The 17,641-nt window shown below is 61.1% G+C and carries 19 protein-coding genes; 13 read left to right on the plus strand and 6 right to left on the minus strand.

Translation table 11 applies throughout. The annotated features are described in order from the left end of the window. Nucleotides 1-24 precede the first annotated feature (24 nt). From ABV589_RS09875 to ABV589_RS09930, 12 genes are all read left to right on the plus strand, one after another. Nucleotides 25-1,011, plus strand: coding sequence for an FAD-dependent oxidoreductase (locus tag ABV589_RS09875; protein WP_367085699.1), 987 nt, complete (start codon nucleotides 25-27; stop codon nucleotides 1,009-1,011). Further along, nucleotides 1,008-1,223 carry a TIGR02450 family Trp-rich protein gene (locus tag ABV589_RS09880; protein WP_367085700.1) on the plus strand — a complete coding sequence of 72 codons (216 nt, stop codon included), beginning with the start codon at nucleotides 1,008-1,010 and terminating at the stop codon, nucleotides 1,221-1,223. The genes ABV589_RS09875 and ABV589_RS09880 overlap by 4 nt, the downstream gene beginning before the upstream one ends. 215 nt (nucleotides 1,224-1,438) lie before the next feature. Beyond that, nucleotides 1,439-2,401, plus strand: coding sequence for a DUF523 and DUF1722 domain-containing protein (locus ABV589_RS09885; RefSeq protein ID WP_367085701.1), 963 nt, complete (start codon nucleotides 1,439-1,441; stop codon nucleotides 2,399-2,401). Continuing rightward, entirely contained in the window at nucleotides 2,401-3,342 is a 942-nt protein-coding gene (locus ABV589_RS09890; RefSeq protein ID WP_367085702.1) for a MerR family transcriptional regulator, read from the plus strand. Before ABV589_RS09885 ends, ABV589_RS09890 begins: the two co-directional genes overlap by 1 nt. A gap of 11 nt (nucleotides 3,343-3,353) precedes the next feature. Further along, the gene (phrB, locus tag ABV589_RS09895; protein ID WP_367085703.1) at nucleotides 3,354-4,799 is read left to right on the plus strand and encodes a deoxyribodipyrimidine photo-lyase; all 1,446 of its coding nucleotides are present in this window, start codon (nucleotides 3,354-3,356) and stop codon (nucleotides 4,797-4,799) included. Next, nucleotides 4,792-5,214, plus strand: a complete 423-nt coding sequence (locus ABV589_RS09900; RefSeq protein ID WP_367085704.1) for a nuclear transport factor 2 family protein — start codon at nucleotides 4,792-4,794, stop codon at nucleotides 5,212-5,214. The genes phrB and ABV589_RS09900 overlap by 8 nt, the downstream gene beginning before the upstream one ends. Beyond that, nucleotides 5,211-5,993 carry an SDR family NAD(P)-dependent oxidoreductase gene (locus ABV589_RS09905; protein WP_367085705.1) on the plus strand — a complete coding sequence of 261 codons (783 nt, stop codon included), beginning with the start codon at nucleotides 5,211-5,213 and terminating at the stop codon, nucleotides 5,991-5,993. The genes ABV589_RS09900 and ABV589_RS09905 overlap by 4 nt, the downstream gene beginning before the upstream one ends. After that, nucleotides 5,990-7,237 (plus strand): FAD-dependent oxidoreductase, encoded by a 1,248-nt coding sequence (locus tag ABV589_RS09910; protein ID WP_367085706.1) that lies wholly within the window; start codon nucleotides 5,990-5,992, stop codon nucleotides 7,235-7,237. The genes ABV589_RS09905 and ABV589_RS09910 overlap by 4 nt, the downstream gene beginning before the upstream one ends. Then, nucleotides 7,234-8,049, plus strand: coding sequence for a DUF1365 domain-containing protein (locus ABV589_RS09915; protein WP_367085707.1), 816 nt, complete (start codon nucleotides 7,234-7,236; stop codon nucleotides 8,047-8,049). The genes ABV589_RS09910 and ABV589_RS09915 overlap by 4 nt, the downstream gene beginning before the upstream one ends. Further along, nucleotides 8,036-9,301 carry a cyclopropane-fatty-acyl-phospholipid synthase family protein gene (locus ABV589_RS09920; protein ID WP_367085708.1) on the plus strand — a complete coding sequence of 422 codons (1,266 nt, stop codon included), beginning with the start codon at nucleotides 8,036-8,038 and terminating at the stop codon, nucleotides 9,299-9,301. Before ABV589_RS09915 ends, ABV589_RS09920 begins: the two co-directional genes overlap by 14 nt. Next, complete coding sequence (locus tag ABV589_RS09925; RefSeq protein WP_367085709.1) at nucleotides 9,294-9,785, plus strand: DUF2878 domain-containing protein; 492 nt, start codon at nucleotides 9,294-9,296, stop codon at nucleotides 9,783-9,785. Before ABV589_RS09920 ends, ABV589_RS09925 begins: the two co-directional genes overlap by 8 nt. A gap of 53 nt (nucleotides 9,786-9,838) precedes the next feature. After that, a complete protein-coding gene (locus ABV589_RS09930) occupies nucleotides 9,839-10,144 on the plus strand; it encodes a YkgJ family cysteine cluster protein (protein WP_367085710.1) in 306 nt (101 codons plus the stop codon). A 92-nt stretch (nucleotides 10,145-10,236) separates the two neighbouring features. Here the strand turns inward: ABV589_RS09930 and ABV589_RS09935 are convergent, their stop codons facing one another. From ABV589_RS09935 to hemA, 6 genes are all read right to left on the minus strand, one after another. Further along, a complete protein-coding gene (locus ABV589_RS09935; protein ID WP_007967661.1) occupies nucleotides 10,237-10,755 on the minus strand; it encodes an acyloxyacyl hydrolase in 519 nt (172 codons plus the stop codon). 112 nt (nucleotides 10,756-10,867) lie between these two features. Continuing rightward, the gene (murI, locus tag ABV589_RS09940; protein WP_367085711.1) at nucleotides 10,868-11,659 is read right to left on the minus strand and encodes a glutamate racemase; all 792 of its coding nucleotides are present in this window, start codon (nucleotides 11,657-11,659) and stop codon (nucleotides 10,868-10,870) included. Next, nucleotides 11,652-12,407, minus strand: a complete 756-nt coding sequence (locus tag ABV589_RS09945) for a molybdopterin-synthase adenylyltransferase MoeB (protein WP_367085712.1) — start codon at nucleotides 12,405-12,407, stop codon at nucleotides 11,652-11,654. Before ABV589_RS09945 ends, murI begins: the two co-directional genes overlap by 8 nt. Further along, nucleotides 12,401-13,231, minus strand: a complete 831-nt coding sequence (gene prmC / locus ABV589_RS09950; protein ID WP_367085713.1) for a peptide chain release factor N(5)-glutamine methyltransferase — start codon at nucleotides 13,229-13,231, stop codon at nucleotides 12,401-12,403. Before prmC ends, ABV589_RS09945 begins: the two co-directional genes overlap by 7 nt. After that, nucleotides 13,232-14,314 (minus strand): peptide chain release factor 1, encoded by a 1,083-nt coding sequence (gene prfA / locus ABV589_RS09955; RefSeq protein WP_115988909.1) that lies wholly within the window; start codon nucleotides 14,312-14,314, stop codon nucleotides 13,232-13,234. Beyond that, complete coding sequence (gene hemA / locus ABV589_RS09960) at nucleotides 14,311-15,597, minus strand: glutamyl-tRNA reductase (protein WP_027612235.1); 1,287 nt, start codon at nucleotides 15,595-15,597, stop codon at nucleotides 14,311-14,313. The genes prfA and hemA overlap by 4 nt, the downstream gene beginning before the upstream one ends. Nucleotides 15,598-15,913: 316 nt before the next feature. Here hemA and ABV589_RS09965 point away from each other — a divergent pair, with 316 nt between their 5' ends. Beyond that, complete coding sequence (locus ABV589_RS09965) at nucleotides 15,914-17,638, plus strand: tetratricopeptide repeat protein (protein WP_367085714.1); 1,725 nt, start codon at nucleotides 15,914-15,916, stop codon at nucleotides 17,636-17,638. Nucleotides 17,639-17,641: the final 3 nt, after the last annotated feature.

Genomic DNA, 17,641 nt, shown 5'->3' on the forward strand with positions numbered 1-17,641 from the left:
TACAGAAAGGTAAACGAGGCCCCTATGACTGTACCTATCGCAATCATCGGCACCGGCATCGCCGGACTCTCCGCCGCGCAGGCGCTGACAGAGGCCGGACATACCGTCCAGCTGTTCGACAAAAGCCGCGGCAGTGGCGGGCGCATGTCGAGCAAACGCAGCGACGCCGGCTCTCTGGACATGGGCGCGCAATACTTCACCGCCCGCGACCGGCGTTTCGTCACCGAAGTGCAACGCTGGCAAAGCCTGGGCTGGGTCGCCGAGTGGACGCCGCAGCTCTACACCTTTCAGGGCGGGCAACTGAACCTGTCGCCGGACGAGCAGACGCGCTGGGTCGGCACGCCACGCATGAGCGCCATCACCCGAGGTCTGCTCGACGGTCTGGAAGTGCACTTCGCCTGCCGCATCACAGAGGTGTTTCGCGGTGAAGAACATTGGCACCTGCAGGATGCCGAAGGCTTCACCCACGGTCCCTTCAGCCATGTGGTGATTGCGACGCCAGCGCCGCAAGCCACGGCGTTGCTGGCCGCCGCACCGAAACTGGCCGGAGCGGCCGCCGGGGTGAAAATGGACCCGACCTGGGCCGTCGCCCTCGCCTTCGACACGCCCCTGGATACGCCGATCGAAGGCTGCTTCGTGCAGGACAGTCCCATCGACTGGCTGGCGCGCAACCGCAGCAAGCCGGGACGCGACACCACGTGCGACACCTGGGTGCTGCATGCCAGCAGCGCCTGGAGCCGGCAACACATCGACCTGTCCAAGGAAGCCGTCATCGAGCAACTGCACGGTGCATTCGCCGAACTGCTGCACAGTGCGATGCCCGCTCCGACCTTCAGCCTCGCCCACCGCTGGCTCTACGCCCGCCCTGCGACCGGCCACGAATGGGCCACGCTGGCCGATGCCGATCTGGGCCTTTACGCCTGCGGCGACTGGTGCCTGTCCGGGCGTGTCGAAGGGGCCTGGCTCAGTGGCCAGGAAGCTGCACGCCGTTTGCACGAACACCTGCAATGAATCGCATCAATCCGCAGAAACTGCTGCTGTCGAAGTGGACAGCAGCCCACCCGCAAAACCGCGAAAAACATTTTCTGGTGACCGAGCTGTTCCGTGATGAGGAAGGCACGGTGCTGGAGATCGAGTTGCAGGCGGTGCTGACCAAGCGCGCCGCACGCCTCGATTGGCAGACGCTGAAGAACAACGATCACTGGCTACTGGGCTGGAAATAAACACCCTGTAGGAGTGAGCCTGCTCGCGATGGCGTCGTATCAGTCAACATCAACGCGGCCGACATATCGCAATCGCGAGCAGGCTCACTCCCACAGGGGATTGGGGGAACCCGCAAAAACTTATACAAATGATTTGACTTGTACACGCATGAATCTATGCTGAGGAAAAGTTGTACAGAGATAACTGTCTGTACAGGAATAGATTCGAGGTGCGCATGTCCGACCTTTCTGCTTCCCGGCCCAAAATCGCCATCAGCGCCTGCCTGATGGGCGCTGAAGTGCGCTACAACGGCGGACACAAGGAATCACGGCTGTGCAGCCGCACCCTTGCCGAGCATTTCGAATTCGTCCCGGTATGCCCTGAAGTCGCCATTGGCCTGGGCATCCCCCGTGAACCGATCCGCCTGGTCGGCGACCCCGATGCTCCTGAAGCTGTCGGCACGGTCAACCCGCAAATCAATGTCACCGAACCGCTGGCCGCCTACGGCCAGAGAATGGCCGGCGAGCTCAATGACATCTGCGGCTACATCTTCATGCAGCAGTCGCCTTCGTGCGGTCTGGAGCGGGTCAAGGTCTATCACGCCAACGGCGCGCCGGTGAACGGTGGTGGCCGTGGCATCTATGCCCAGGCGTTCTGCGCGCAGCACCCTGACCTGCCGGTGGAAGAAGCCGGGCGCCTGAACGATCCGGTGCTGCGGGAAAACTTCATCACCCGCGTGCTCGCCTACAGCGCCTGGCAGCAGGTGCTCGAACAAGGCTTGAGCCGCCGCGCACTGACCGAATTCCACTCGCGCTACAAATACCTGCTGATGGCGCACAACCCGGAGCAATACAAAGCCCTGGGCAAACTGCTGGGCAACATGGGCAACACCGATCCGGTCGAACTCGGCCCGCACTATTTCAGCGAGTTGATGAGCGCGTTGAAGAAATGCGCCACCCGCCGCACCCACAGCAATGTCCTGCAGCACATCAGCGGCTACCTGAAACAGGCAATCAGCCCTGAAGACAAACAGGAAATGCAGCATGTGATCGGCCAGTACCGCCACGGCATCGTGCCGCTGGTGGTGCCGTTGACCTTGCTCAAACACCACTTTCGCCAACACCCGGATCCCTACATTGCGCAGCAGGTTTACCTGCAGCCGCATCCGGAAAACCTCAGCCTGCGAAACGCCATTTGATGAACGACAAACTCGACACCAGCGCCCAGGAAGACCTGGGTGCCGACTTCAAGAAAGCCCTCGACGAAGGCTGGCTGCCGATCCGTGAAGTAGCGCGGCAGACCGGGGTCAACGCCATCACCCTGCGCGCCTGGGAGCGCCGGTACGGGTTGATCGTGCCGCAACGTACGCCCAAGGGCCATCGCCTGTATTCCAGCGAACATGTGCAACGAATCCTGACCATTCTGACCTGGCTCAACCGCGGCGTGGCGGTCAGTCAGGTCAAGCCGCTTCTCGACACTCCGCAAGCCTTTACCGAGACGGTGGAAAACGACTGGCAGCGCCAGCGCCAGGTGTTGCTCGACGCCGTCACCCGTCTCAATGAACGCAGTCTCGACGACAGCATCAATCAGGCCATGGCCCTGTATCCGCCGCGCACCCTGTGCGAGCAATTGCTGCTGCCGCTGCTGGCCGAACTCGAGCAGCGCTGGCAAGGCCAGTTCGGTGCGCAGATGGAGCGCGGGTTCTTTTATTCGTGGTTACGCAGCAAATTCGGCGCGCGCATCTACCATAACAATCGACAGTTACACACCGCGCCGCTGCTGTTGATCAATCACTCCGACCTGCCACTGGAACCGCACCTGTGGCTATGCGCGTGGCTGATCAGCAGTGCCGACTGCCCGGTGCAAGTGTTCGACTGGCCGCTACCGGCCGGAGAACTGGCGCTGGCGGTCGATCACCTGCAAGCGCGCGGCGTGCTGCTGTATTCCAGCAAGGCGATGAATCTGGCGCAGCTGCCAAAACTGCTGAATGGCGTCAGTGTTCCCAAACTGCTGGTCGGACCAACGGTATGCATCCACCAGACCGAGTTGTCCGTAAGAACTCATGAGATCGCTGATTTGATCCTGGCCGCAGACCCGCTCTCGGCGCATCAGGAACTGGTTCAGCGTGGGCTGATTTGATGGAAACCGCGATGCAATTGATCTGGCTGCGCAGCGACTTGCGCCAACATGACAACACCGCTCTCGCGGCCGCCGCAGCGCGCGGGCCGACAGTTGCCGTGTTTCTGCTGAGCCCGCAGCAATGGCTGGAACATGACGACGCCGCGTGCAAGGTCGACTTCTGGCTGCGCAACCTGCGTGAATTGAGTGCCAGCCTCGGCGCATTGAACATCCCGTTGTTGCTGCGTACCGCCGACCATTGGGATCAGGCTCCGGCGGTGCTGCTTGAGCTTTGTCGGCAACTGAACATCGAGGCCGTGCACGTCAACGAAGAATACGGCGTTCACGAAAGCCGTCGCGATGCCGCAGTGGCCGTGGCCCTGAAGAGCAAAGGCATCGCTTTCCACAGCTATCTTGATCAACTGCTGTTCAAGCCCGGTACGGTACTGACCAAAACCGAAACCTACTTTCAGGTGTTCAGTCAGTTCCGCAAGGTCTGCTATGAACGCCTGCACCGCTCGATGCCGGCGCTGGTAAAAGCGCCCGGCAAGCAAGCGAAGCTGACTATCGACAGCGATCCGGTGCCGGCATCCGTCGAAGGTTTTGCAACACCTGGCGAGACATTGCGCGCCCTGTGGCCGGCTGGTGAACAGGAAGCGCGGCGCCGTCTCGATACCTTCGCCGACGCGCAGATCGACTACTACCAGAGCGAACGCGACTTCCCGGCCAAACCCGGCACCAGTCAACTATCGGCCTATCTCGCCGCCGGAGTGATCTCGCCACGCCAATGCCTGCAGGCGGCCCTGCAAAGCAATCAGGGCGAGTTCGACAGCGGCAAGGTCGGCGCGGTGACCTGGATCAACGAGCTGCTGTGGCGCGAGTTCTACAAACACATTTTGGTCGGCTACCCACGGGTTTCGCGCCACCGCGCGTTTCGCCCGGAAACCGAAGCCCTGGCCTGGCGGGATGCACCGGACGATCTGGCGGCCTGGCAAGAGGCGCGCACCGGTTTGCCGATCATCGATGCAGCCATGCGCCAACTGCTGGAAACCGGCTGGATGCACAACCGGCTGCGGATGATTGTGGCGATGTTCCTGACCAAAAACCTGCTGATCGACTGGCGTGAAGGCGAACGCTTTTTCATGCGTCACCTGATCGACGGTGATCTGGCGGCGAACAACGGTGGCTGGCAATGGAGCTCCTCGACCGGCACCGATTCGGCGCCGTACTTCCGCATTTTCAATCCGTTGAGCCAATCGGAAAAATTCGACAGCGAAGGCCTGTTCATCAAGCACTGGTTGCCTGAACTGGCCGGCCTGAACAAGAAGGAAGTGCACAACCCGGCCAGTGCCGGCGGGCTGTTCGGCGTGGCGGATTATCCGGCGCCAATCGTCAATCTGGGGGCTTCGCGCGAACGGGCGCTGGCGGCCTTCAAGAACCTGCCGTCGCGCTCGTCTATCGGAGAGGCCCATGAGTGAATTCCTGCGCCGCTTCGCCCAGCAGTTTGCCGGGTTGGATAAAGACAACTTGCAACGTCTGGGCGAGCTGTACAGCGATGACATTCACTTCACCGACCCACTGCATGAAGTGCAGGGGCTGGCGCAACTGCGAGATTACTTCAGCGAGCTGTACGCCAACGTCAGCGAACTGCGCTTCGATTTCCACGGCTTCGACCAGATCGGTGACGGTGAAGGTTACCTGCGCTGGGTCATGAGTTATCGCCACCCGCATCTGGCTGGCGGTCGTTTGATTCGCGTCGCCGGGTGTTCGCACCTGCTCTGGCGCGACAAGGTTTATCGCCACCGGGATTACTTCGATGCCGGGGCCATGCTGTATGAACATTTACCCGTATTGGGCCGGGTGATCGCCTGGCTGAAAAGGAGAATGGGATGAGTCGTACACCTCCACGGCGTTATTGGCTGACCGGTGCCAGCAGTGGCATCGGCGCTGCTCTGGCGGAAAACATTCTGAAAAGCGGCGCGCATCTGGCTGTCAGTTCGCGTCAGGTGGCACCGCTCAAGGTGCTTTCGCAACGTTATCCGGGGCAAGTGCTGGTGGTCGCGGGCGACCTGACCGACAGTCAGACCGTGCGCGAAATCGGCCAGCAGATCGAACAGGCCTGGGGTTCGCTCGACAGCGTGATCCTCAATGCCGGCACCTGCGAGTACGTCGACGCGCGCCAGTTCGATGCCTCGATCATCGAACACGTGGTGCGCACCAACCTGCTCGCCAGCAGCTACTGCATCGAAGCAGCCCTGCCATTGCTGCGCAAAGGTACCGCGCCGCATCTGATCGGCATGGCCAGCTCCGTGACCTACCTGCCGCTGCCCCGGGCCGAGGCCTATGGCGCGTCGAAAGCCGGGCTGCGTTACCTGTTTGAATCGCTGCGCATCGATCTGGCGGACGAGGGCATCGAAGTCACCATCATCAGCCCGGGTTTTGTCGAAACCCCGCTGACCGCGAAAAACGATTTCCCGATGCCGTTAAGCTGGCCTGTGGATAAAGCGGCGCGGCACATCTTCGCCAAGCTCAAGGATCGTCCGCTGGAAATCGCCTTTCCGGCGCTGTTCATGGCGGCGCTGTGGCCACTGTCCAAGCTGCCGGCGCGCCTGCAACTGGCGATCGGCAAGCGCATGGTGCGCAGCAATCCACCGCTGCGAGACCCGATATGAAGATCGCCATTGTCGGCAGCGGGATCGCCGGCCTGACCTGCGCCCACCTGCTCAATCGCCGACACGACATCACGGTGTTCGAGGCCAGCGACTGGGTCGGCGGCCACACGCACACCGTGCAGGTGACCGTCGATGGCCGCGAATACGCGGTCGACACTGGCTTCATCGTCTTTAACGACTGGACCTACCCGAATTTCATTCGCTTGCTCGGCCAGCTCGGCGTGTCGTTCAAACCGACGCAAATGAGCTTCTCGGTCACCGACCCGGACACCGGCCTGGAATACAACGGCAACAACCTCAACAGTCTGTTCGCCCAGCGCAGCAACCTGCTGTCACCGGGATTCTGGGGCATGTTGCGTGACATTCTGCGCTTCAATAAAGAAGCCCAGCGCGACCTCGCCGAACAGCGCATTGCCGCCGATACCACGCTCGACGATTACCTCAAGGCTGGCGGTTATGGCGAACGTTTCATCCTGCATTACATCGTGCCGATGGGCTCGGCGATCTGGTCGATGCCGATGGCCGAAATGCTCAATTTTCCGCTGCAATTCTTTGTCCGCTTCTTCAAGAATCATGGACTGTTGTCAGTCAGTGATCGCCCGCAATGGCAGGTGATCGAGGGCGGTTCAAGTGCCTATGTCGCGCCGCTGACGGCCTCCTTCCAGGACAAGATTCGCCTCAGTTGTCCGGTGACGCGCATCGATCGCGACGAACACGGCGTAGTTATCCACAGCGCCGCCGGCATCGAGCGTTTCGACAAAGTCGTGCTCGCCTGCCACAGCGATCAGGCCCTGCAACTGCTCGGTACGCCAAGCCAGGCGGAACGCTCGATCCTCGGTGCCCTGCCCTATGCCGACAACGAAGTCGTGCTGCATACCGATACCCGCCTGCTGCCGACCCGCAAACTGGCGTGGGCCAGCTGGAACTATCGCTTGAGCGGCGCCGGCCATACCCACGCGGCCGTCACTTACGACATGAACATTCTGCAGGGCATTCAAAGCGATACCACGTTCTGCGTCAGCCTCAATCAGAGCGCCGGGATCAGCCCGTTCAAGGTGCTCGCCAAATACACCTACGCCCACCCGCAATTCAGCCTCGCGGCTGTGGCGGCGCAGAACCGCTGGGCCGAACTCGACGGTCAGCAGCACACCCACTACTGCGGCGCTTATTGGGCCAATGGCTTCCATGAGGACGGTGTGGTCAGTGCCCTGCGCGTGGCCGCCGCCTTTGGCGAAAACTTATGAACAGTGCCCTGTACAGCGGCTGGATCGGCCATCGGCGCTTTTCGCCCAGACGCCACGAATTCCGTTACCGGATCGGGCTGCTGTACCTCGATCTGGCGGAACAGGACGCCGTGTTCGGCCTGTCGCCATTCGCCAGTCGCAGCCGCTTTGCCCCGTTTTCGTTTCGCGAAACCGACTACCTGAAAACCTTCACCGGCAGCGGCATGCGCCTGATCGATGCGGTACGCCAGCAAGTCGGCGTCGCCATCGGCCATCAACCGCAGGGTTCGATCTGCCTGCTGACCCAACCGCGCAGTTGGGGTCTGGCATTCAATCCGGTGAGCTTCTTTTATTGCCACGAGGCCGACGGGCAACTGGCGGCGATTCTCTGCGAAGTCACCAACACGCCGTGGCGCGAGCGTTATCACTACGTGCTGCCGGCCAGCGCACCGACCGACCTGCAAGACTTTCACCAGCACTTTGCCGTGGCCAAGGCCTTTCATGTCTCGCCGTTTTTGCCGCGCGATCTCGAGTACCGCATGAGCTTCAGCCCGGCGGCGCAAAAGCTCGGTGTGCACATGGCCGACTGGCAAGGTGAGCACAAGCTGTTCGACGCCACGCTCAATCTGCAGCGCGAACCCCTCGACCGCCACAGCCTGCACCGCTACTTGCGACGTTTTCCGTGGATGACCGCGAAAACCTGTCTGGCGATTTATTGGCAAGCCGTGCGCCTGTTGCTCAAGCGTGCCCCGATTTTTGCTCATCAGGCTGCCGACGGCAGCTTTCAGATCGCCACTGTGCCTCCCAAGGAGCACCGCCATGAAATCCTCTAGCCTGTCGGTCAGTCGCCTCAGCACCAACGGTTTGACCGGTTCGCTGCTGCGTCGCGGCGTTTTGCGGCAACTCAGTCAGCTCAAACACGGGCAATTGCTGGTGGTCGAGGACGGCGAACGCCTGATGTTCGGCACGCCGGGCAGCCACCTGCTCGGCGAAATCCATGTGCAGGACGCAGCGGTCTGGGGCATGGTTGCCGGCAACGGATCGATTGGCGCCGGCGAAGCGTTTATCCACGGTTACTGGAGTTCGCCGGACCTGACGGCGGTCGTGCGCGTGTTCGTCAGCAACCTCGACGTGCTCGACGCGATGGAGCGCGGCCTGGCTCGCCTCAGCCGGCCGCTGGTGCAAGGCCTGCACTGGCTCAACCGCAACACGCGCAAGGGCTCGCAGAAAAACATCGCGGCGCACTATGACCTCGGCAACGATCTGTTCGAACAGTTTCTCGACCCGACCATGATGTATTCGGCAGCGCAGTTCCTCAGTCCCGACGACAGCCTGGAACAGGCGCAGCTGAACAAGCTGGAACGGATCTGCCAGAAGCTCGCGCTCAAACCCGAGGATCATCTGCTGGAGATCGGCACCGGCTGGGGCAGCATGGCGCTCTACGCCGCGCAGCACTACGGCTGCCGCGTCACCACCACAACACTGTCGAAAGAGCAGTACGCGTTTACCGCCAAGCGCATTGAAGCACTGGGGTTGCAGGATCGGGTGACCCTGCTGCTCAAGGACTACCGCGACCTCACCGGCGAATACGACAAACTGGTGTCGATCGAGATGATCGAAGCGGTCGGCCATCGCTTCCTGCCGACCTACTTCAAACAGTGCGCGCACCTGCTCAAGAGCAACGGCCTGATGCTGTTGCAGGCAATCACTATCCGCGAACAACGTTACGAGCAGGCCAGGCGCGGCGTCGACTTCATCCAGCGCTACATCTTCCCCGGCGGCGCCCTGCCCAGCGTGCAGAAAATGCTCGAAGTGGTCAGCCGCGAGACCGACATGAACCTGCTGCACATGGAAGACTTCGGCCTGCACTACGCCCGCACCCTGCGCCTGTGGAATGAGAACTTTCGTCGCGCCCACGGGCGGTTGAGCGAGCTGGGTTACGACGATTATTTCCTCAGGCTGTGGGAGTTTTACCTGTGCTACTGCGAAGGCGGGTTCCTCGAGCGCACTATCGGCACCGCGCAACTGCTGCTGGCCAAACCGGCCGCGATGCCCGCGCCGTTGCTCGGACGCTTCGATGCTTGAGCGGCTGACCAACGCCGTGTTGTTCCAGGTCGGCTGGCTGGCTTGTGTGCTCGGCGGCAACAGTCTGTGGTTGCTGCTGGCCCTGGTGGTGCTGGTGATCCATCTGGGCTGGATCAGCAGCTGGGCGGCGGAAGGCCGTTTGATCCTCAGCGTGGTGATTGTCGGTACGGCGGTGGACAGCGTGTTGCGCGCAGCGGGAGTTTTCGATTTTCAGGATCCGGCACCGCTGATTCCGCTGTGGCTGATGCTGCTTTGGGCCTTGCTCGCCACCACGTTGCGTCACTGCCTGCAATGGAGCGCCCGACCATGGTGGCTGGCCAGCGTGCTCGGCGCGGTGGGTGGCGCCCTATCCTATTACAGCGGTGGACGCTTGGCCGGAGTGCAATTTCCCTACGGTGAACTGCCGACCCTGATCGGCATCGGCCTGCTCTGGGCGCTGTTGTTTCCGTTACTGCATGCGATGGCTCGGCGGCTGGCGCACTGAGCGTCTGTCAGGCCTTTCACACAGCAACCGGCGGCTGCCTTACACTGCGCCCCATGAAAACCATTCCCCACCAGCAAATCACCGAGCCAGAGGTCACGTGTTCGACCTGCGCAGCGTGCTGTTGCCAGCTCGAAGTGATGCTGATCACCGACACCGGCGTGCCCGAACGCTTTATCGATACCGATGAGTGGGGTGGTGAAGTGATGCTGCGTCTGGACGACGGCTGGTGCGCGGCACTGGATCGCGACAGCATGATGTGCACGATCTACGAGAAACGCCCGCTGATCTGTCGCGAATTCGAGATGGGTGCACCGGAGTGCATTGAAGAGCGCAAAGGGATTGCCACTGCTTACTGCTGATTAGAAGCAAAAAGATCGCAGCCTGCGGCAGCTCCTACAGGGGATTGGGTTTCCTGTAGGAGCTGCCGCAGGCTGCGATCTTTTGATTTTGCTTACAGCGGCATCGTGTAATGCAGCGCGTAGCTTTCTACACCGTCGTTGCTGCTGGCCAGGCCGGCGTTGGAATAGTGCGTTGCACGAATCCCCACTTCATGCCCGCCATTGAAGCGCAGACCAAAACCGATACGGTCTTCGAACTGGAAAGAGCCGCCGATGTTGTTGCTTTCATACTTGGTGTTGGAGAACGCTGCGACACCAATGCCCGCCTCAACATACGGCTTGACCGACTGACCGGCAAACTCATAAACGAATACCGGCGAGAACGACAGGCTGTTGTTGCTGGAAGTCTTGTCACCCTCCCAGTAAGTGTAAGCGCCGCTCCAGTAACCGGTCAGGCGACCGACATCACTTTGCAGCCAGCTCTGGTCCCAATCGAAATTCATGCCCAGGCGATAAGTCATGGTCGAATCGCTGGTCGCACCCACTGCAAACTCAACGCCTGCGGCTTGTGCGGTAATACTTTGCCCCATCAGTGCGGCCGCAATCGCGGCCAAGCAGAATAGTCGCTTCACGTTGAAACTTCCTTTTCCGGAACGATCGTTTGGTTTTCTAGATAACTCATCGCTATAGAAGCTAGCGCGTGATTAGAAGTTCAGCTGTTTTTTTAGTTATTTCACACTTTTTTTACAAGCTGAATTTTTCGACGTCGCCGGCAACTTGGCCCAGCAGGGGCAGGGTCTTGCGGAAGAACGCGGGATCGCCAGTGGTCCAGAATCTGACCGGGCGGTTCGCCCCCTCGGCGAGCAGATCACGTTCGGCCAGCAACCGTTGCAGTTGCCGCGCTACCGCCGCGCCGGTGTCGATCAGGCTGATGCTGTCGGGGATCATCGTCTTGAGCAGCGGCTTGAGAAACGGATAGTGAGTGCAGCCGAGAATGATCGTGTCGCAACCGTTGGCCAGCAGCGGCTCGACGTAATGCTGAAGCAGGTTGCACAACTCGACGCTGTGCAGATCACCGCTTTCAATCAGTTCCACCAGACCGGGGCACGGCTGGGTGATGACGCGAACGTCAGCGGCGAAGCGGTCGAGCAACGCGGCGAACTTGGCACTCTGCAACGTGCCGGTGGTGGCGAGTACGCCGACCACGCCGCTGCGGGTCGCGGCTGCAGCCGGTTTGACCGCTGGCTCCATGCCGACAATCGGCCATTCGGGGAAATCCCGACGCAGGTCGGCAACAGCGGCCACCGTCGCCGTGTTGCAGGCGATCACCAGCGCCTTGGCGCCCTGCTCGCGGAAAAATCCGGCCATCACGTTGCAGCGCTGGCGGATGAACTCCGGGGTTTTCTCGCCGTAGGGAATGTGCCCGCAATCGGCGAAGTACAGCAGCGACTCATGGGGCAGCAAACGCTGGATTTCAGCCAGTACCGACAAACCGCCGACACCGGAATCGAACACCGCGATCGGCGCCTCACGCATGCTGCGAACCACAGACGCTGCAACCCGGATCGCGCTTGACCCGCAGTTCACGGAAGCGTGACCCCAACGCATCGATCAGCAACAAGCGGCCCACCAGCGGTTCGCCAAAGTCCACCAGCACCTTCAACGCTTCAAGCGCCTGCAGACTGCCGACCAGCCCCACCAGCGGCCCGACCACACCGGCCTCGCTGCACGTCAGTTCGGCTTCGCTGCCATGCCCGTACAGGCAGTGGTAGCACGGACTTTCCGGGCGGCGCGGGTCGAATACCGACAACTGCCCTTCCAGACGAATCGCCGCGCCGCTGACCAACGGTTTGCGTGCAGCCACGCACGCGGCGTTAACTGCTTCGCGGGTGGAGAAATTGTCGGAACAGTCGAGCACCAGATCCACTGCAGCCACCGCGGCGGCCAGGGAATCTTCGTCCAGCGCCTGACGATGAGGCACCAGTTGAATCTCGGGATTGATCGCGCCCAGACGCTTGAGCGCCGAGTCGACCTTGCTCATGCCGACGCTGTCGGTGTCATGAATGATCTGGCGTTGCAGGTTGGTCAGGTCGACCGTGTCGAAATCCGCCAGATGCAGCTCACCGACACCGGCCGCCGCCAGATACAGCGCGACCGGCGCACCGAGACCGCCGAGGCCGACGATCAGCACGCGGCTGTTTTTCAGCTTCAGTTGCCCGTCGATGTCGATGTGTTGCAGCAGAATCTGCCGGCTGTAGCGCAGCAACTCCTGATCATTCAGCACGGCAGGCGCCCCAGGCTGATCCGTTGATGGCCGCCCAGATCGGTGCGGCTGTGGACTTGTTCAAAACCACGGGTGAGCAGCAGATCACGCACGGCCTCGGCTTGATCATAGCCGTGTTCGAGCATCAGCCAGCCACCGGCTTCCAGATGATCCGGGGCCTGGGCGACGATCAGGCGCAGATCGTCGAGCCCGTCGACACCGGCCACCAGCGCGCTGGCCGGTTCGAAGCGCACGTCACCCTCGATCAGATGCGGGTCGGCGGCGGCGATGTACGGCGGGTTGCTGATGATCAGATTGAAACGCTGGCCTTCGAGGGCGCTGAACCAGTGGCTGCTCAGCACCGTGGCGTTGTTCAGGTTCAAGCGCTGACGGTTGCGTTCGGCAAGGGCCACGGCTTCCAGCACGCGGTCCACCGCCGTGACTTTCCACGCCGGACGCTCGCTGGCCAGGGCCAGGGCAATCGCGCCGCTACCGGTGCCCAGATCGAGAACTTTCGCTGGCGTTGCCGCCAGCAGCTCCAGCGCGGCCTCGACCAGCAATTCGGTGTCCGGGCGCGGGATCAGCGTGTGCGGCGCGACTTCCAGATCGAGTTTCCAGAAACCCTGCTGACCAAGGATGTAGGCCACCGGCTCGCCACTTCGACGCCGTTGCAGGTACTCGGTAAAAATCAGCACCGCTTCGCTGGGTACGATGCGCTCGGGCCAGGTGTGCAGGAAGCTGCGCGGTTTGCCCAGTGCCGCAGCCAGGAGCAATTCGGCATCCAGACGCGCGGTGGGCGAGTCCGGCAGTTCGGCGGCGCGCAACAGACTGGCAATGATGGTCATTTATTCACCTATCGCTGCAAGCTGGTCGGCCTGGTATTCGGCCAGCAAAGGCTCGATCACCGCTTCAACGCCACCGGCGAGGATTTCATCGAGGGAGTACAGGGTCAGGTTGACGCGATGGTCAGTGACCCGGCCCTGGGCAAAGTTGTACGTGCGAATGCGCTCGGAACGGTCACCGGAACCGACCAGCAATTTACGCTCGCTGGCGATGGCATTCGCTGCCGCTGCGGTTTGCTGATCGTTGAGCTTGGCCGACAGCCAGGCCATCGCCCGGGCACGGTTCTTGTGCTGGGAACGTTCCTCCTGACACTCGACGACGGTGCCGGTCGGTATGTGCGTGATGCGGATCGCCGAGTCGGTGGTGTTGACGTGCTGACCACCGGCCCCGGAGGAACGGTAAGTGTCGACACGCAGATCCGCCGGGTTGATCTCGATGGCTTCGCGCTCGTCCGGCTCGGGCAACACCGCCACGGTGCAGGCCGAGGTGTGGATACGGCCTTGGGATTCGGTGGCCGGTACGCGCTGTACGCGGTGCGCGCCGGACTCGAATTTCAGCTTGCCATAAACGTTGTCGCCTTCAATGCGCGCGATGACTTCTTTATAGCCACCGTGCTCGCCTTCGTTTTCCGAAAGGATCTCCACGCGCCAGCCACGTCGTTCGGCGTAACGCGAGTACATGCGGAACAGATCGCCGGAGAAGATCGCCGCCTCGTCGCCACCGGTACCGGCGCGAATTTCGAGAAAGACGTTACGCCCGTCATTGGGATCCTTGGGCAGCAACATGCGCTGCAAATCATCTTCCAGCTTGATCAGCAACTCCTTGGCTTCGCGGACTTCTTCCACGGCCATTTCACGCATGTCCGGGTCGCTGTCCTTGAGCAGCGCCTGGGCGCCTTCAAGATCACTTTGTACGCCGAGCAGCTTTTTATAGCCTTGTACCACCGGCTCGAGTTCGGCGTATTCCTTGGAATAAGCGCGGAATTTGGCCTGATCGGCAATGACTTCGCCGTCGCCGAGCAGCGCGGTCAGTTCCTCGAAACGGTCCTGGAGGGTGTCCAGCTTATTGAGCAGTGACGCTTTCATTGCGGTTTTTTATCCGAAAAACTATCCGGTGAGCCCTCGAGGGCAAAGAGTTCCTGGGCCATGGCCAGCGCATCGAGGCGGCCTTCGGCAGAAAGCTTTTTCAATTGCACGCTGGGCGCATGCAACAGTTTATTGGTCAGGCCACGGGCCAGCTGCCCGAGCACGTCTTCGGCGTTGCCGCCGTTGGCCAGCAAGCGCAGGGCTTTTTGCAACTCCTCGTCGCGCAGGCGTTCGCTCTGTTGCCGATAGGCCTTGAGCACATCGACCGCCGCCAGCTCACGCAGGCGCACCATGAAATCGTCGGCACCGACCGAGACCATCTCTTCCGCCGCCTGGGCTGCGCCCTGACGACTCTTGAGGTTCTCGGCGACCACTTCGTGCAGATCGTCGACGCTGTACAGATAAACGTCGTCGAGTTCGCCGACTTCCGGTTCGATGTCGCGCGGTACGGCGATGTCGACCATGAAGATCGGCTTGTGCTTGCGCTGCTTCAGCGCGCTTTCCACCGCGCCCTTGCCGAGGATCGGCAACTGGCTGGCGGTCGAACTGATCACGATGTCGCTGCGCACCAGTTCCGCCGGAATGTCCGACAGCAGCACCGCGTGCGCGCCGAACTGCTCAGCCAGCAGACTGGCACGTTCCAGCGTACGGTTGGCAACTACGATGCGCTTGACCCCCAGCTCATGCAAATGACGGGCGACCAGAGTGATGGTCTCGCCGGCACCGATCAGCAGGGCCTGGCTACGTTGCAGGTCGCTGAAAATCTGCTTGGCCAGGCTGACCGCGGCGAACGCCACGGACACCGGGTTTTCACCGATGGCGGTGTCGGTACGCACTTGCTTGGCGGCATTGAATGTCGCTTGAAACAGCCGCCCCAGCAGCGGGCCGATGGTCCCGGCCTCACGCGCCACGGCGTAGGCCGATTTCATCTGGCCGAGAATCTGCGGTTCGCCCAGCACCAGCGAGTCGAGCCCGGAGGCGACGCGCATCATGTGACGAACTGCCGCATCATCTTCATGCACATAAGCACTCGCGCGCAGCTCATCGAGGCTTAAATGGTGATAATCGGCCAGCCAGCGCAGAACCAGATCAGCGGAAACCTGATCCTGTTCTATATAAAGCTCACTGCGATTGCAGGTGGAGAGGATCGCAGCTTCGCGGCTGTCGGTGAGTCGGCAGAGCTGCTGCAAGGCCTCAACCAGCTGCTCAGGGGTAAAGGCCACGCGCTCGCGGACGTCTACTGAAGCAGTCTTGTGGTTAATACCGAGTGCAAGGAAGGCCATTCAAGGTCGCTGATGGTGACGTGAAGCCGGCAATTGTCCTACTTCGTCAGATTCAGAACAACTATTGGATATCTATCGCCCTTATTGTATCCACATCGTGCTGCGATCCATTCTCGTTCATGTACACACAACCCTTGTAGGAGCTGCCGCAGGCTGCGATCTTTTGATTTTGCTTCGGATTCAAAAAAACAGGATCAAAAGATCGCAGCCTGCGGCAGCTCCTACAGGGGAGCAGCGTAAATTGCCTGAGCGGTTATGTTTGACCGAAGGCTTGTGTCATGATGATCCGACCGCAGGTTAGTCGTCCTTCTCTTATATGAATAGATCTTCCGCGTTGCTCCTTGCTTTTGTCTTCCTCAGCGGCTGCCAGGCCATGGCACCCGTTTCGCCGGGCGGTACCCCGCCGGTCGAAGACACCGCGTCCACGCCTGAAAAACCCAAGGTTTACAGCTCGTTCAGCGAGGAAACCGTTTTCAGCCTGCTGAGCGCCGAACTCGCCGGCCAGCGCAATCGTTTCGACATTGCCCTGGATAACTACGTGACCCAGGCGATCAACACCCAGGATCCGGGCGTTTCCGAGCGCGCGTTCCGCATCGCCGAATACCTCGGTGCCGACCAGCCTGCGCTGGACACCGCACTGATCTGGGCAAAAAACGCCCCTGACGACCTCGAAGCGCAACGCGCCGCCGCCGTACAACTGGCCCGCGCCGGGCGTTACGACGACTCCATGGTCTATATGGAGAAAGTCCTGCAAGGCAAGGGTGACACCCATTTCGACTTCCTCGCCCTGTCGGCGGCCGATACCGATCAGGAAACCCGCAACGGCCTGATGAAAAGTTTCGACCGTCTGTTGCAGCGCCACCCGAAGAACAGCCAGCTGATTTTCGGCAAGGCCCTGCTGCTGCAACAGGATGGCGACAATAAGGCCGCCCTGACCCTGCTCGAAGACAACCCGCCGGAAGAAGGCGAGATTGCTCCGATCCTGCTGCGCGCGCGCCTGCTGCAAACCATGAATCGGGGCGACGAAGCCCTGCCGCTGTTGCAGAAAAGCATCAAGAAATACCCGGACGACAAGCGCCTGCGCCTGACTTATGCGCGCACGCTGGTCGAACAGGACCGCATGGATGACGCCAAGGTCGAATTTTCCACCCTGGTTCAGCAATACCCCGAAGACGACGAACTGCGTTATTCGCTGGCATTGGTATGCCTGGAAGCCAAGGCCTGGGACGAGGCCAAGGGTTACCTGGAAGACCTGATCGCCCGTGAAAGCCATGTCGATTCGGCGCACCTCAACCTGGGGCGTATCGCTGAAGAACGCAACGACCCGCAGGGCGCGCTGATCGAATACGCGCAGGTCGGCCCGGGCAATGACTATCTGCCGGCGCAACTGCGTCAGGCGGACATTCTGATGAACAACGGCAAGACCGCCGAAGCCCAGAGCAAACTGGCCGCCGAACGTGATGCCCAGCCGGATTACGCGATCCAGCTGTACCTGATCGAATCCGAAACCCTGTCGGCCAACAAGCAGGACGACAAGGCCTGGAAAACCCTAGATAAAGCCTTGCAGCAATACCCGGACGATCTGAATCTGCTCTACACCCGGGCCATGCTTGCGGAAAAACGCAATGATCTGGCACAGATGGAAAAAGACCTGCGCCTGATCATCAAGCGCGACCCGGACAACGCCATGGCGCTCAATGCGCTGGGCTACACCCTGTCCGATCGCACCACCCGCTACGCTGAAGCCAAGGCGCTGATCGAACAGGCGCACCAGATCAACCCGGAAGACCCGGCGGTACTCGACAGCCTCGGCTGGGTGAATTTCCGCATGGGCAATCTGGACGACGCCGAGAAATACCTGCGTCAGGCGCTCGAGCGTTTCCCTGACCACGAAGTCGCCGCGCACCTGGGCGAAGTGTTGTGGGTCAAGGGCAACCAGCGCGAAGCCAAACAGGTCTGGGGCAAGTACCTCAAAGATCAGCCCGACAGCACCATCCTGCGCAGCACCATCAAGCGCCTGACCGGATCCGAGACTCTTTAACTC

It is taken from the genome of Pseudomonas sp. HOU2 (assembly GCF_040729435.1).
Taxonomy (GTDB): Bacteria; Pseudomonadota; Gammaproteobacteria; order Pseudomonadales; family Pseudomonadaceae; genus Aquipseudomonas.